The 16,117-nt window shown below is 30.5% G+C and carries 13 protein-coding genes; 4 read left to right on the forward strand and 9 right to left on the reverse strand.

Annotated elements, in window-relative coordinates:
• Positions 1-28: 28 nt before the first annotated feature.
• Both V9L05_RS04400 and V9L05_RS04405 read left to right on the forward strand, forming a co-directional pair.
• Complete coding sequence (locus V9L05_RS04400) at positions 29-769, forward strand: hypothetical protein (protein WP_338814526.1); 741 nt, start codon at positions 29-31, stop codon at positions 767-769.
• A gap of 273 nt (positions 770-1,042) precedes the next feature.
• Positions 1,043-2,185, forward strand: a complete 1,143-nt coding sequence (locus tag V9L05_RS04405) for a toll/interleukin-1 receptor domain-containing protein (protein ID WP_338814527.1) — start codon at positions 1,043-1,045, stop codon at positions 2,183-2,185.
• On the opposite strand, the gene V9L05_RS04410 is transcribed toward V9L05_RS04405, so the two are convergent.
• The gene (locus V9L05_RS04410; protein WP_338814528.1) at positions 2,182-3,309 is read right to left on the reverse strand and encodes a hypothetical protein; all 1,128 of its coding nucleotides are present in this window, start codon (positions 3,307-3,309) and stop codon (positions 2,182-2,184) included. The two genes, V9L05_RS04405 and V9L05_RS04410, sit on opposite strands and share 4 nt — an antisense overlap.
• 346 nt (positions 3,310-3,655) lie before the next feature.
• Here V9L05_RS04410 and V9L05_RS04415 point away from each other — a divergent pair, with 346 nt between their 5' ends.
• A complete protein-coding gene (locus tag V9L05_RS04415) occupies positions 3,656-4,039 on the forward strand; it encodes a transposase (protein WP_338811880.1) in 384 nt (127 codons plus the stop codon).
• 32 nt (positions 4,040-4,071) lie between these two features.
• Positions 4,072-4,935 (forward strand): IS3 family transposase, encoded by an 864-nt coding sequence (locus tag V9L05_RS04420; RefSeq protein WP_338815411.1) that lies wholly within the window; start codon positions 4,072-4,074, stop codon positions 4,933-4,935.
• 182 nt (positions 4,936-5,117) lie between these two features.
• On the opposite strand, the gene V9L05_RS04425 is transcribed toward V9L05_RS04420, so the two are convergent.
• The 8 genes from V9L05_RS04425 to V9L05_RS04460 all read right to left on the reverse strand — a co-directional run bounded on the left by V9L05_RS04425 (position 5,118) and on the right by V9L05_RS04460 (position 16,097).
• Positions 5,118-5,921, reverse strand: a complete 804-nt coding sequence (locus tag V9L05_RS04425; protein WP_338814529.1) for a DUF559 domain-containing protein — start codon at positions 5,919-5,921, stop codon at positions 5,118-5,120.
• A gap of 255 nt (positions 5,922-6,176) precedes the next feature.
• Positions 6,177-8,684 (reverse strand): M28 family peptidase, encoded by a 2,508-nt coding sequence (locus V9L05_RS04430; protein ID WP_338814530.1) that lies wholly within the window; start codon positions 8,682-8,684, stop codon positions 6,177-6,179.
• Positions 8,685-8,895: 211 nt separating this feature from the next.
• Positions 8,896-9,321 (reverse strand): hypothetical protein, encoded by a 426-nt coding sequence (locus tag V9L05_RS04435; RefSeq protein ID WP_338814531.1) that lies wholly within the window; start codon positions 9,319-9,321, stop codon positions 8,896-8,898.
• A gap of 55 nt (positions 9,322-9,376) precedes the next feature.
• Entirely contained in the window at positions 9,377-9,646 is a 270-nt protein-coding gene (locus V9L05_RS04440) for a hypothetical protein (RefSeq protein ID WP_338814532.1), read from the reverse strand.
• Entirely contained in the window at positions 9,643-10,410 is a 768-nt protein-coding gene (locus tag V9L05_RS04445; RefSeq protein ID WP_338814533.1) for a hypothetical protein, read from the reverse strand. The genes V9L05_RS04440 and V9L05_RS04445 overlap by 4 nt, the downstream gene beginning before the upstream one ends.
• A complete protein-coding gene (locus V9L05_RS04450) occupies positions 10,400-11,356 on the reverse strand; it encodes a hypothetical protein (RefSeq protein ID WP_338814534.1) in 957 nt (318 codons plus the stop codon). Before V9L05_RS04450 ends, V9L05_RS04445 begins: the two co-directional genes overlap by 11 nt.
• A gap of 59 nt (positions 11,357-11,415) precedes the next feature.
• Complete coding sequence (gene trmD, locus V9L05_RS04455; protein ID WP_338815412.1) at positions 11,416-12,102, reverse strand: tRNA (guanosine(37)-N1)-methyltransferase TrmD; 687 nt, start codon at positions 12,100-12,102, stop codon at positions 11,416-11,418.
• A 71-nt stretch (positions 12,103-12,173) separates the two neighbouring features.
• Positions 12,174-16,097 (reverse strand): SpoIIE family protein phosphatase, encoded by a 3,924-nt coding sequence (locus V9L05_RS04460; protein WP_338814535.1) that lies wholly within the window; start codon positions 16,095-16,097, stop codon positions 12,174-12,176.
• Positions 16,098-16,117 lie beyond the last annotated feature (20 nt).

Genomic DNA, 16,117 nt, shown 5'->3' on the forward strand with positions numbered 1-16,117 from the left:
CTGTCAATAGTTAGAAATACGCATACGCATGAAACGACGAGCAACTATTGTCAGAGTTATTTCGGATTACCGAAAAACTACTGACAAAGTTTTCTTAAATAAAAATACAACTATGGCAAAAAATTATTACCTACCTTTAGAAGCAGGAAAGGCATATCATATCTACAATAGAGGCGTTAATGGAACAAGCATTTTTAAAAGTGATGAAAATTATAAGCATTTTTTGAAACTTTATGACGAGCATTGTTCTTGTATCGTGGATACGTATGCGTACTGTTTGCTAGGAAATCATTTTCATTTTTTGGTAAGAATAAAAGAAATTTTGCCTACTTATGGCGATTTATATCCAAAGTTTTCGCAGGATAAAGTCAATAAAAAAGCTACCAAAACGGTAGAACCAAGCAGACAATTTTCTCACTTTTTTAATGCGTATGCTCAAGGTTTTAATAAATATCTTAGACCAATACGTACAGGTACACTTTTTCAACGTCCATTTAAACGAATAGAAGTTGATAATGCTAGTTATTTTTCAAATCTTGTTTCGTATATCCATAAAAATCCAAAAAAACATAAATTTGAAGAAGATTATAAAATCTATCCTTATTCTTCTTACAACAGTCATTTATCAGATAAAACAACTCGTTTGGATAGAAAAGAAGTTTTAGAATGGTTTGGAAATAAAGAAGAATACACGCTATTTCATAATGAAGAAATTGATGAAGGTTTGATTGAAAACTGGATAATTGAAGACGACGACGATTTTTTATAAAAACTGAAATCCAACTATTGACAGCCTTATTAAAGGACTGTCAAAGTTTTAATTTATTTGATTTAAAGTTTATTTAAACTAATTTGAATGAAATATTCTGCTTTTAGAAAAATACAATCTCAATGGCGATGTGCAGTATTTGGAGTTGAGGTTTTTTCGGCTAGATTTTAATTCTTTCTAACTTATTTTAGCAAAGCACTATTTTTCTGTAACTTTATACTTCTTTTAAGAGTATAATTATTGATATTATGTAATTTAAAATCTAAATCATCTATGACAGAACTAAAAATTAATGTAATTGATTTAGCTAATTATCTAAAAAAACAAATAAATGAAGGAGAAAAATTAATGTCGTCTACCCCTAGTTATGAAAGTGTGGAATTTAAAAAATTATACAAGAAATGTAAGCGATGGCATAAGTTTAACAGTACTCTTTTGGAAACTTCCTTTTCTAATACTATTTATCTTTTAGAATACAGAAAAACTACCAAAAGTGAGGTTGTTTTAATAGAAAATTATAAAGCTATTGAAATCAATACTATTCTTGAGAATGGAATAGAATATCTACAAAGCTTGTTAGAAAGAATTCCATTAATAACAAAATCAAATACAAAAGTGAGTAAAAATCCATCCATATTTGTCAGTCATTCCTCAAAGGATTCAGAAATTGCTAGAAGTGTAGTAGATATTTTAGAAACAATAGGAATTAATCACAAAGATATATTCTGTACTTCGTTAGATGGTTATGGTATAGACTTAGGGAAAAACTGGTTACAAGTTCTTAAAGAGAAACTAGATGATAATGTTACTGTAATTTTTATTTTATCAGAAAACTTTTATGAAAGTCGTATATGTCTTTGTGAAATGGGAGCGACTTGGATAAAAACTATAAACCATATTCCATTAATTGTTCCTCCAAAGACACTATCTGACATAGGGGAAGTTATTCCTCTTACACAAGGGTTTATTATAAATAATAAAGCTGGATTTAATCAACTAAAAGAACAATTAGAAAAGGAGTTTAATATTGAAAACCACATTAAACAACAAATTTGGGAATCCAAGAGAGACAGAATACTGAATAACATATCAACTCTAATATCTAAATCTGAAGAGAAAAGTTTGTCAAAAGAAGTTTACAACTCAACTGGACAAACGAATGTAGATGAAATAATTAGAGAAAGAGCTAAACTTGAATGGAAAGATGATTTTGAGATGCAGATAAATTATATTGAGAATCAAAAAAAGGCATATAAGGAAATAATAGATTATAAGCCTTTTGGAATTAGTGTGCATGAATTGAATAATATAAAAAACAACTCTATAACAGAATGGAAAGATGATTTTGAGATGCAGTTAAACTTAGGCTGTTCAATCAAGGTCAAAAAGTTCCCTAATTTTTTGACCTTGATTTAAGCAACATTTTTCATTATTTTTTTCAACTTTAACTCTTTGCATTTTATGTTTTCTAACGCATTTTGAGTTTCTTCTATTGAAAAAGCTCTTCCAAAAGTAGCTATTGTAAAAATAAATTCAGTTAAACCACTTCTGCTGTTGGGATTTATTTTAGTTTTAAATTTTCCAAAATAACTCTCAATAATATCAGAACTACAAAGAATAAATTCCTCCTTCAAACTCTTACTTTTGTTTTCTAAATTATTCAAATATAATTTAGCGTTCTCCATAAAAACTTTTGCTTTTGGGTTTAATTTGTCTCCTGCTTGAGACTCAATAAGTAGCAATTTATTAAGAATATTTTTCTTTTGTAAAACTCCAAATCCTGTAGTTTTAAGCTCTTGACAAACCATTTTAAATACTTTTTCTACCTGTATTAGTCCTTTTATAAACTCCTCTTTTTCTTTCAAAAAAAGAACTTGTTCTTGAAAACATGAGGGTAAATTGTCCCAATTTTGTACTATTTTTTTTGCCCAATTAACACAAGGAAAGATATTTGCAAAACGCATTTTTCCCCTCATAGAAGGAGGCATATACTGACTATTATCTTTACTTAAATTCCATTTTTGTCGTAATTGACCGACAAGGTTACTAAATAATTTGAAATCAGCATCTTGATGGTAAAGTCGCTTTAAATGATTAGCTAAAATATGAGTACAATCCTCTATATGGGTATAATTCAATGATTTATAAGCCTTTTTTAAGTTAGTACCTTCATCACTAACAATATATTTTATTTTTGTTTCAGAGGCTATTTTAATTAATTCTTTCGCTATTTGTTCGCCTCTCCATTCGTTACCAATTTCTACTGCCAAAACTTCCATATCACTATGAGATAAACTTCGGTTTTTAGGAATAGCATCTACTGAAACACCTAGTAGCAAAAGTATTTTTTCACTACCAAAACTAATACTTTCATCCACATAGACCACATACTCGCTACTTTGGTTTTCTGTGTGTTCAAGACGATAAGCTCCACATTTGCATAACCAATTACGGATACTGCTATGACTTGGTAATTTGCCATGTAAACCAAAACAAAGATGTAAGCAAACTAACGTATGACGACAACTGCGTAAACTCATACCACCATATTTATATAGTTCTAGTACAAAATTGACTACCTGTAAGCTATACTGGTGTCTTTTTGCTTTTTTAGTAGACAAGTTTAATTTGCCTTGTAATTTTTCTGCTTGATATTTTTTTTCCAAGAATCTCGGCTATCTAAGAGTTCTTTAATACGACTTTTTAAATAGTCGTTTTCTTTTCTGCGTGCCATAGCTTTGGATTTCCAGTTTTTTATCCTATATTCATACTGTCGTTTAGACATATTCCTCGGTATTTTTTGTTGTGTAGTAACTCAAAAATACGAGGAATTTTTTTTATAGTTTGTGTCTCGTCCTAACATAGTGTTACACAACCAATTTTATTATGGAACGTACCTATGTAAAACGTACACAGAAAGACTATACCATGCAGTTCAAACTTCAAGTAGTTAAGGAAATAGAACAAGGTCTTTTTACAATAACTCAAGCACAACGGAATTATGGTATTCAATGTCGTCATACTGTTGTGAACTGGTTAAAAAAATACGGTAATTTTGATCATTCTTATAAAGTAATTCGTCCTATGAAAACAGCAGAACAACGTTTAATGGAACAAGAGCAGGAAATTCGTCTTCTTAAAAAACAAAATGCCACTCTACAAGAAGAATTATCTACCTTAGATAAGAAAGCCATTTTGTTTGACATGATGATTGACTTAGCCGAAAAAGAATATAAAATTTCTATACGAAAAAACTCCAACCCCAAGTAGTTAGTTCATTTAGTGAACAGCCTGCAACCAGTATTGAAAAGACCTGTAAATTGCTTGGGATATCTAGACGGGTATATTATTATTCTTTATTTCGGACAGATAAATACAAAGAATTAGCTCAAAAAGTAGTTGATTTAGTCAAAGAAGTTAGACATCGAATGCCACGAGTGGGTACTCGTAAACTTTACCACATTTTAAAAATTCCTTTAAAGGCTTTAAAAGTGGGACGAGATAAACTATTTCGTATTTTGGAAGCTAATCATCTTCTTATTTTACCTAAACGGAGGTATCATGTTACTACAGACTCCTTTCATCGTTTCAAAAAGCATAAAAATTTAATTGCAAACTTGAAGGTAGATGGAGCAGAACAAGTTTGGGTAAGTGATATTACCTATATTGGAACACGAGAAAATCCGATGTATTTGGCATTGGTTACTGATGCGTATTCAAAGAAAATAGTTGGTTTTGATGTTTCTAATAGCTTAGAGACTGTTGGTTGTTCAAATGCTTTAAAAATGGCATTGAAAAACAGAAATTATCCGTTACGAGAATTGATTCATCATTCAGATAGAGGTGTCCAATATTGTAGTGATGAATATCAGACGATTTTAACTAAAAATCGTATTCGTTGTAGTATGACAGAATGTTATGACCCTTACGAAAATGCAGTAGCAGAACGTGTCAATGGTATTCTCAAACAAGAGTTTTTACTAGAAACTCAACAATCGTATTTGACTTGGATGAAACAATTAGTACAACAAAGTGTACAAATATATAATCAAGAAAGACCTCATTTTTCTTTATATATGCAAACACCAGAGCAAACACATCAAAAGGAAAATATTGAAATAAGAACCTATAAAAAAGAAAAATCAGACAATCTTAAGACTGCCTGATATATATTTAATCTATCTAAAAAACTGTAACACTATTTCAGGACTAGACATTGTACAGCCTAAGTTAAACTATATGGAAAATCAAGTAAAAAGTTTAATCAAGCTCAAAAGTTTGTAATAAGTTTACACTATTTCTTAAAACTTTGACAGTCCTTTCATAAGGCTGTCAATAGTTGGCACGACTAACTAAAAAGCCCACCATCATCTTTAGGAAAATAGGTAGATTTTTTAGAATTAGTAGTTTGTATAATTCCTCCAGAACGATTGATAGTGTCTTTTACTAAAGAGATTGACTGCTCTAATTCTGATTCTATTTGGTAGGTTGTAAATCGCAAGATATTCCATCCCAAGCTACTAATTTCATTGTTTCTGACTTTATCATATTTTACATCATTTATTTTTGTGTGATACTGGTCGCCATCACATTCTACATTTATATTTCTGTCTTTACAAAAAATAGCAAAGTCTAAAAAACGATTTTTTCCTTGTGCATTGATAAAATATTGTCGTTCTGCTTCTATATTATGGTCGACTAAGGCTTCCCAAAACTTATCCTCTATTGGGCTTTCATTGAAAAGATAATTTATTTCTTTTGCTGAAAAGAATTTCTGTTCTGTTGTAGGAATAAATAATATTCTACGTCCTTTTTTACTTACTATTGGCTGTTTTAGTTGTCTTAACTCCTCAAAATCTATTTTGTAATATTCTTTATTTGATTTGTTACTTGGAGATTCATTTTTAAAAAGTTCTTCACGAAAGACTTTGTTTATATTTTTTATTTCAGCATACCACTTTATAGTATATTTTTCTGCTCCAAATATTTTGGTTTGATAAAATGCCAAATACTTTACAACCGTTTCGTCACGTATATTTTTAGGAGCAGACTTGACAGGAATTCTGTACCAACCCTTTTCTTGAGCTATTAAAAAATCTTTCTTATTATTCATTATCGCTACTAAAACTCTATTTTCTAAATTTTTCTGCATACTTATTAGGTTTGATGTATCAATTTCAAAATAACATTTTTATTTTTAGATTCAGTTATATTTCTCCTAAGTAACGTTACGATGATTCGAATTACCAAAAACTACTAACAAAGTTTTTTTGCAAATAAAAATTCAACTATGTTAAAAGAAGGATATATCACATCTACAACAGAGGAGTTGATGGAACAAGTATTTTCAAAAGTGATGAAAATTAAAAGCACCTTTTAAAACTTACAGACTTTAGAAACAGTGTCCTTAATTATCTTCCTTTAAGAAGTTATATTTTTTCTGAATGATAACACTTTCACTATATGGATAGGGAGCAGCCATCATATTTTTATATTCCTTTCTTGGTGTTTTTATAAGTTTATTTACTTCATATATACCGTATTTTAACTCACTTATCCAAATTTCTGGATTAGGCTTTGACGTTTCTATATCTATAACTGCACCCGAGTCAGGTAATGCCCAAATGCTTACATTTCTATAATACTTATCAATCCCAATCAAAGGAATTCTAGTTGTATCACTCCAAATTGCTTCCAAAACAGAACTATGGATTTGAATCCATTCTCCACTACGAGCCGATTTTATAGAAAATTGATAACGATAAGTAGTGTCATTTATCATTGAATCAGAAACTAAAGAAAGTAAAGGAGCTTCAAAATTAAATGAAGAATCTAATTCTATAATTTTGCTTTCTTGTAGAAAATTCCAATTTCCACTTAGATTTTTTGTTCTTTTTGGAAAAAGACCTTTTGGAATAGAATCAAAAGCAGCCGAATCACTAAAAAATTGTTTTGTAAATTCATCACTTTCTTCATCATAAGAAATCCAAGTTTGTTTATTTTCATCTAGATTGTAGAGATAAAAAATACTATTCGGTTTTGGTTTTTCTTGTGTGAAATTAGCTTCTAAAGCTCCCCAAAATAAAATTCCTATTCCCACCATCATACAAAATAAAGAAAGCGACCAACTCCAACTTTGAGTCAGAAGTTGCATTACAGGAACTAAAAGTCCTCCTAAAAGAGCAATAATTAAAGCCATTAGGGCGAAACCATATAAAACAAAACCTCCTACATTTACAGCTTCTAAGGCTTCTGGAACGATAGCCAAAACAGGATAGAATATATAAATTGTAGGGATAGAAAGAAGTAACAAAAGAATTGTATCAAATGGATTAAGATACTTAGCATTATTACGCAACAGTAAATAAAACCAAGCGACAAGCATAGATAAAGTAGGAAGAACAAAAAGATAAGCAGCAGGGCGCAAATCCATTCCTATCCAATCTTGACCAAAAACAGTCAGGGCACTCAATCCAATCCAAAAAGGAAGAACACCCAAAAGAACAGATGCAGGTTTTTTGCTTCTAAAAAATATTGAGTAAGCAAGTAAAGAAACACCTACAAAGATAAGAGCAAAAGCAATTTGATACCAAAAAGCAAAATAAGTAGTGCCATAAGGCATCCAAGTGTAAGCAGAATGTGTCATCAAAATTCCTTTCCAAAGAAGTGTCGCAAGTCCTCCAATAGCTAAAACGATAATTAAATAACCAAACAAGCTACCTGCAACCAATTTCCAAAACCAATAACGCAACCCAGAAAGAAATAGCAGAACAAAAAAGATAATCATTCCATAAATTGTCCATTCTAAGTATTCTTGGTTAATATCCATAACTAAAATATTACCAAATGGAATTCCTAAAAACGTAACATTTTCATCAGACGTAATTTGAGTTTTGAGGTTTTCTAAGTCACCAAAATAACGAATAAGTGAAAGCATATAATCGCCATGTTGTTGTAATGAGCGTTTATCTAAGTTTTCAGGTCGGTCTAATGGAGTGTGATAATGTGTATGTGTTCCTATAAAGGCAAAGTTTAGGAAGGGAATATCATTTTCTCCAAAAACACTTGCATCTGTTCCGTTGGGCATATTTTGATAAACAATATTTGCAAAGGAAGTTCCGAAGGCTCTTAGTTTTCCTGTTTTTTTAGCTTTTTTGAAAGCTGTTTGTGTATGATGAAGAAGATTTTGATTTTTGTCAGATGTTTCAAAAAGTATTGACATTCCTCCTGCTCCTCGTGCTTCAAAATTAAAAGCGACTCCAATTTCTTTTGCCCAAGGGTGTTGCTCCATAAATGCCTGCGCTCCTAGAAGGTCTATTTCTTCGCCATCAGAAAAGAGAAAAATTATATCATTTTCGAAAGGTTGGTTAGTTACTTGTGTTTTGAGCATATCCATTATTTCCAAAATTGCTCCTACGGCTGCTCCATCATCTGCTGCTCCTGCTGCATTGCTACGTGAATCATAATGACAAGCTATCAAAATCGTATTTTTTGGTGTTGCTACATCTACCAAATTAATTGTAGAATCTGCTGTAGTGGAATCTAACAATATAGAATCTGATAAAACAGTATTTTCTATTTGGTCAATAGAATTTTTGCCTTTTACTCGCACTAAAATGTTCTCTAAAAAAGCTATTTGAGGTGTTTTTCCATCGTTAATAAAACTAGTCGATTGTACCTCAGTCTGATAACCCATTGCTCTAGCCTGAGAAACAATGTAATTGCGAACACTATCATGGGCTGCCGAACCTGTTGGATGAGGTGTTTTGGCTATCCTTTGTACATACGTAAAAGCTCTATCAGCCGAAAAATTTACATCTGTATTTTGTGGTGCAACAGGAATGATTTGAACAGCCGAAATAATAAGAACGGCAGTAAGAACACAAAAAGTAATGAAGGTAGAAACCGATTTCATAGAGGATAATTACGAATTAGAAATTACGAACTGAAAGACAACGCAGTTAATTACGAATGTAATTCACTAAATACTAGCAACTTACAATTTAAAACTATTTGCTGTGATAAAATTATTATCTTAGGTAAAAAAGATAGTTGAAATAACTTTAATACACTAAATGTATTCATTTTTTGTACGAATTAAAAATTATTCTTTCTTGTATAGTATTTTATTCTATTTCTTCGTAATCAAAAGGCTTTAATTCTTGTCCTTCTTTTGGTAATGTTCTATATTTTTTGGTTATCACTTTTGGGTTTCTGCCTAAGGTTTTAACAATCATTTCAAACTCAAAATCATTTTTGAGTATTTGAGAAGTTGTGAAAGGGTAATTTTTATAGACAACATTTTTGAGAACAAACCTACTCTTATCACTTTGTGTTCCAATTCTATTTTTGTCTATAATGGTTAGTTTAGAAAACATTTTATCAAATCCACACGATTCAAAAAATCTTACTTTTACACTATTTCGTTCTTTTCTAAACTGCTGGAGCAAGGCATTTTTATACAAAATACTTGTAAAATTAGATTTCAAATATAACTCTTCATTAGAAATAAGTTGATTAGTTTGGTCTATAAAGAACTTATTCAGAAACAAGGTATCTTTAGAAAATGAATCTTTAATATCATTTAAAATAATTTTATTAGAATTTTTATAAAAACTTTATTATTTCTCTATCTCTTGGATTTTTAGTAGCAAAATAAATATCTCTTGCACTTCTCCTCTCCCACCATTTTTCATCTATTGCAAACAAATTTTGATGACTTTTTTCTAATTTTTTGGCTGATTTGATGATATTGTGCTCTGTGTTTTCTAGTTTTCTTTTATTCACATCAAAAATAAAGTACGCAAAAAAAGCTGCCCCAAGCCACAAAAAAGCAGAGATAAAATAAAGTTTGAAAGAATTACTATTATTTTTCATTCTATTTCTTCGTAATCAAAAGCTCTTAGTTCTTGTCCTTCTTTGAGCAATGTTCTGTATTTTTTAGTTATCACTTTTGGATTTCTGCCTAGTATTTTAGTAGTCATCTCAAATTCAAAATTTTTACTAGATTCAGTAAGTATTACATGTTCCCTGTTATTTGGAAAAGAAAAATACCCAACTGTATAATGATCAAATATACTTTGAGTGAAAAGAGCAATTTTCCTTTTTTCAACCTCATCTAGTTTGGGTTTAGTATTAAAAAACACGCATCCCTCGTGGATTTTATAATCTCTTTCTATTTGCCATTCTATCCTGAAAGCCCGTAAGAGAATATTCTTGTACAATAAATTTGTTAATTTAGAATTCAAATAAACCCTTTCATTAGCAACTAAGTCTTCAATTGGATACACATAATTTTCTTTTTGATATTCACTTAGTTTAGGAAATTGTTTTTCAATTTCTGAAAAAGTAATTTTATCAGACTTTCTAAATGTTTTAATAGCTTGTTTTGAGTTCTCTAAATTATTAATTATTTCTATCTCTCTCTTATTTAGATAAACAAATGAAGCTAATTTGTTTCTTTCCCACCAAGCATATTCTAAGTAATAATATTCTTGATACAAATCGTCTATTTTAGTAGAAGATTCTACAATCGTTTCTATTTCTTGCTCATCTGAATTTTGATAAATAAAGTACGTAAAAAAAGCTAATCCAAGCCATAAAAAAGCAGAGATAAAATAAAAAATAGTTTTATTTTTCATATTGTACTCCCTCCTTTCCATATTCTAAATATGTTTGTTTCATAAAATTATTAACCCCTTCATAAAGTTTCCATTTTAGTTTCAATTTTTTGATGTCAAAATTCTTTTCATCGATTATTAAAAACCCCTTTTCATCAAAGTAATAATTTACGTTTGTTTCGATTTGCTTTCGCAATTCTGTTGTATCTCTATATATAATTAAAGGCATGATTTCTTGTACTTCAATTTCATAGCAATCTTTACAATCTGAATAAGACGTTTTTTCTATGATAGGACGAAATATAGCATTTTCATACTTGTCAGTTTCTGGAAAATAAACATATTCTTCTACCAAAGTATCGACAGCTTGTACATAAATTTGTGCTAACTCTGCTTTAAAACGAGCCAAATGAATCAAAATTTCTATTTTTCTTCCTTTTAGATATTTATTTTCTAGTTCTTTGTCTGTTTGATTTTCTTCAAAAACATAATCTTTGTATTTATCAAAGAGGAAGCTATCAAACTGTTTTATTTCCTTCAAATAATTTGTAAAAAGAGTTTGTAAATTGAGATTCTGAATAGAGTAATTCTGATTAGAAAATTTATTAAACTTATCATCTGTAAGGTTTTTAATTCGTTCAATTTGAAGGGCTTTTAGGTCTTTATTTGAATCAAACTGCTGCTCGTATTTTTTATAGATTGCTTCCAAACTATCTAATTTTGGAAAAATAGTTAATAGCTTTTTAGGATTTCCCTGTTCTGTAATTTGATTTTTGATACTCCCTTTAATTTTATCCTCTAAATATAAATAACCACTAGAAACATTTTCGCCTCCTCCTGCTGTTGCAGCTAAAAGGTCAAGTGTTTTTTCATCATACTTTTCAGAAAAGAAAGTATCATAGCTGTATTTTCCTGCCAAAAGAAACAAGATAAATAAAGGAATAAGAGGATGGAATAGCTTTTTCATTAAAATCGTATTTGTTATATACCCAATTTAATTAAAAACGAAGCAATCACAAAATAGTATTATTCACTATATTTTTTCCACAAGTCAGGACGACGTTTTTTTGTTCTTTCCATAGCTTGTTGTAATCTCCAATCTTCAATTTTGGCAGCGTGTCCAGATAGCAACACTTCAGGAACTTCCATTCCTTCCCAATTGGCAGGACGAGTATAAACAGGGGGAGCTAATAAATCATCTTGAAAAGAATCTGTCAAGGCAGAGGTTTCATCATTCATCACACGAGGGACTAATCTAATAATAGCATCAGCTACCAAAGCAGCAGGAATTTCTCCACCAGAAACCACAAAATCGCCTACTGAAATTTCTTTAGTAACGTATTTTTGGCGTATTCTTTCATCTATACCTTTATAATGTCCACAGATTATCATTATATTTTCTTTCAGAGAATATGAGTTTGCCATTGTCTGATTGAATGTAATTCCGTCAGGTGTCATATAAATTATTTCATCATATTTTCTATGGCTCAATAATTCTTCAATACAGGCAGCTAACGGTTCTGGAGTCATGACCATTCCTGCGCCACCTCCAAAGGCATAATCATCGATTCGTCCGTGTTTGTCTTGGCTATATTTTTTGAGGTCGTGAAGATTTAGAGTTACAATATTGCGTTCTTGTGCTCTTTGTAAAATAGAATGACCAATAAAACTTTCGATGAGTTGAGGAAGGCAACTAATAATATCTATACGCATAATTTTCATATCTAAATCCTATTTTTTTAAAAGTCTTAGGATTTTGGTGAATGAGTTGTTTTGCTACAAAATTACAAATTAATTGCCATTATTGTAATATCATCTCGCTGTTCTTCTTCTTGTCTAAAATTTTCTACATCTTCTAATAAAGAGGTCTTTTGCATAGAGATTGGTAAATGTCCCCATTCAGAAATTTTATCTAAGAAACGTTTTGTACCATACTTTTTACGCTTTTGATTTGGCTGATCTATTAAACCATCAGAAGTCAGGAAAAGCATTGTGCGAGGTGAAAGTGTCAAATGTTTTTCTTCAAAAGGTTTTTTCTTGCGCTGCAATCCTCCAATAGAACGAGAAGTTCCACGTAACTGTATAATTTCTCCTTCTACCTCTTTATAAATAAGTGGTCGTTTTGCACCAGCAAAATCAAGTTCTATTTTTCCATCTTCTCTATATAGGTAGCGAATCAAAACGACATCCATTCCGTCTGTATTGCTTCCTTCCTTTCCTGTTTGTCGAAGTGAAAGACGAATGCTATCATCTAAATGTTCCAACATGTCGGCTGGCGAAGTAATTTCTTTTTCATACAGAATTTCTCTCAAAAGTGAACTTCCTACCATTGACATAAATGCTCCTGGAACTCCATGTCCTGTACAATCTGCAACAGCTGCGTATTGATAGCCATCGTTATAACCAATCCAATAAAAATCTCCACTTACAATATCTTTAGGCTGATAAACTACATAATGGTCTCCTATTGAGCGTTTTATTTCTTTTTCAGTTGGCAAAATTGATTCTTGAATAGTTTGTGCATAACGGATAGAATCTGTTACTTCTTTATTTTTTTGTTCGATTAAATTGTAAGCCTTAATATTTGAAAGAGCAATGGCTGTGGCAGAACCAATAGACTGCAAAAGTAGAATGTCTTGCTCTGAATAATCCATTTCATAGAATGTCTGAACAGTCATTACACCAAATTTATGTCCTTCTGCAATTAGAGGAACATAGATAAACGCATAAGGTAAATCACCCTTTTCTACTTTTATATTTTGTTCTTCAAATTTTTGTTTCCAAACTTTTGCTACATTATTTATAGCAACTGTGTTTTCTGTTTTTAAGCATTCCACAGATGGAAGATGAGTTTCTTTCATTGAGTCTTCATGAGGCTCAAGTTTAGTTCCTTTTTCTATAAAATCATTAAATTCAATCGTATTTTTATTTTCATTTAGAAGACCAACTCCAAAACCTTCTGCTGGCATAAGACCAATTACACGCTCAAAGACTTTCGCTACTAGTTCTTCTGTATCAAGAATAGATGTAATTTCTTGCGTAATATTACTTAACTTTTTAAGACGTTTATTAGAATTTTCTAAAGCACGCTTTTGCTTCATTACTTCTCGGTTTGCCTTCTTGAGATATTCAGCTTGAGAAGCTAATTCTTCTTTTTGATTATATACTTCTTGACTTTGGTTCAGTAGCTCTTGTTGTTGAGCTTCTAACTCTTCTGTTTTTTGGCTAATTTCCTGTGTACGTTCTGTTATTAGTGCGTTTAATTCTTTATTTTTATTTTTTAGATTTTTTTCGTGCAAATAAGTAAAACCAACAGCTATCAAAAATACAAGTCCAATATAAATAACGTATGCCCACCAACGTTGATACCAAGCCGTTTCGACTTCAAAATCCAGTAAAAAAGTATTACTTAGTTCTCCTTCTTCATTTTGTGCTTGAATCTCTAGTGTATATTGTCCAGAAGGTAGAATTGCAAATTCAATTTTATCTTTTGGCATCCAAGGTGACCAGTTGGTTGTAGAAGGAAGTAAACGATAGCGATATAACAATGCTTCATTCTTTCCAAAAGCAGGACTTGCCATCTGAACTGAAAAACTACTAAAGCCAGTACGTAATTTATGTTTTTCAAAATTAGAAACTAACGAATCTCCAATCCGTATATGACGTAAAAAAATTTGTAAAGAGTCTTGTTGTACCTTTTGTGTTTGTGTATTATCATATCTATACAGCCCTTCTGAAGTAGCTATCCAAGTAAAAATAGGCTTTTTGATATTATTTTCCTCAAAAATGTATTTTTTATCTTCATAGATAGAATAAAACTCAGCAGAGGGAAGATTAAGATGTGCACTTTCAACTAATGTATCATTCTTATAATAGAAAAGTTGTTTGTCTTTTACGACCCAATAAGATTTGGAAATTACATTATTCTGATTTGAATAATGAACAAATTTATCAATCAAAGAAATATCAGCATTGACAAATTCATTTGCCGAAAAATTAGTATTTTCTTTAGTATTATCTAAAACGACAGCAGACGCAAACTCGTTTTTGAGTGTATCTAAATAGTAAATTCCTTTTGATGTAGCTACAAAAAGCTGATTATTACTTGAGACCAACTGCTTTATTTCTACATTCGGAACGTTAGTTAGAGAATCATACGAAGTTATTTTGTACTCTTTTTCATTGTCTAAATCTATATCAATTTTGATTATTCCTTTATACTGTGTTTCTGCCCAAAGTTGATTACCTTTTATTTGTACAATTCTCTTTAAGGGTTCTTCCAAAAAAGTATCTTGTATTTGATAATAAGAATACATCATTACTTTAAGTCCTTCCGACGTAGAAATATATACTCTTCGTTTATCTGTTTTATCAACCAAAAAATGTTTTGTTTCTATCTCACTTACTTTTTCTATCTTTTTTCTAAGTGGATTCAATACAAAAATTCCTGCTTGCCCTGCAATAAGTAAGGCTGAGTTTTTTTCATTATATTGATAAATTTCTAAATCCCATACTTGTCCTAAAATTCCGTCTATATTTTGCCAAATTTGTTTTTGAGTATCATAATAAGAAACTCCTTGTTCGGTAGCTGCATATAAAATATCATCAAAACGGATTACTTTATGTACTTTATTTAACCTGCTTTGTTCTCCAAAATAAGTATAAGACCATGAGGTTTGAATATGAGAAATACCTTGGCTGAGTGCAGCCCACAAATTACCATTTTTGTCTGTGTGAAGATTCCAAACAGATTTATCTTGTAAACCTTTTAGTTCTGAGATTTGATTTTTCCATCTTCCATTTTTATCTATCAATACAATGCCTTCACTAGCTGTAGCAATTGCAATTTGATCATTTTTGAGAACTGAAAGGTGATGAATTTTAGCTTTCTTAAAAAAGTTATTGCGTTCTACTTCAAATTTGCTAATAGTATTTTTAATGACATTATATGTATAAAAATCACCCTCTTTTGTTGCTATCAAAACCACATTTTCAGTATAATTTATTATTCCTGTAATGAGTTCTTGATATAAAAAATGTGTATTTTCTATACTATTGAGAAAGTCATTTTTATATTCAAAAATGCCTAGTTTTGACTCCTGAACATATAATCTTTCATTAGCTACAAAGGCTGATAAAAATGTATTTGCTCGTGGCTGAATAACTTCAAATCTATTGGCAGCATATTTTAATATAAAGTTTTTTGTGAGAAAAAATACTTCTTCATTCAAAACAACTGTCTTCCAAACATCATTAAATTTTCTATATTTTTCTGGAACTTGATTGAGAAGTGAAATGTATTTTGTTTTTCCTAAAGAATCAATATAAGAATATCCTAAATCATTGACACCACCAATGTACATTTTATCAGTAATAGAAGAGTAACCTAATGAACGCACTACACCAGAACCTCCAATTTTGATGCGTTCCCACGTTTTGCCATCAAAGGAGAGTAAATGAGTTGTATTTCCTACATAGATTACACCATTTTTGTCTTGTTCAATTGCCCAGTTTTGAGTGGAAGCATCGTATTCTTTTGGAGAATAATTTTTCACAAAAAGTAACCCTGCCTCTTGATAAGGCACATTAGGAACATTTTGTGTATTTTGGTCTTGCTTACTATTTTGTTGTGCAAAAGAAAGTGTAGAACAGAAAATACTGATACCGAGAAAAGTAAAGAACAAAGAATAAAAAAATATCTGTTTCATATACGGTAATAAGTATGGAT

It is taken from the genome of Bernardetia sp. Wsw4-3y2 (genome assembly GCF_037126295.1).
In the GTDB taxonomy this organism is placed as follows: domain Bacteria; phylum Bacteroidota; class Bacteroidia; order Cytophagales; family Bernardetiaceae; genus Bernardetia.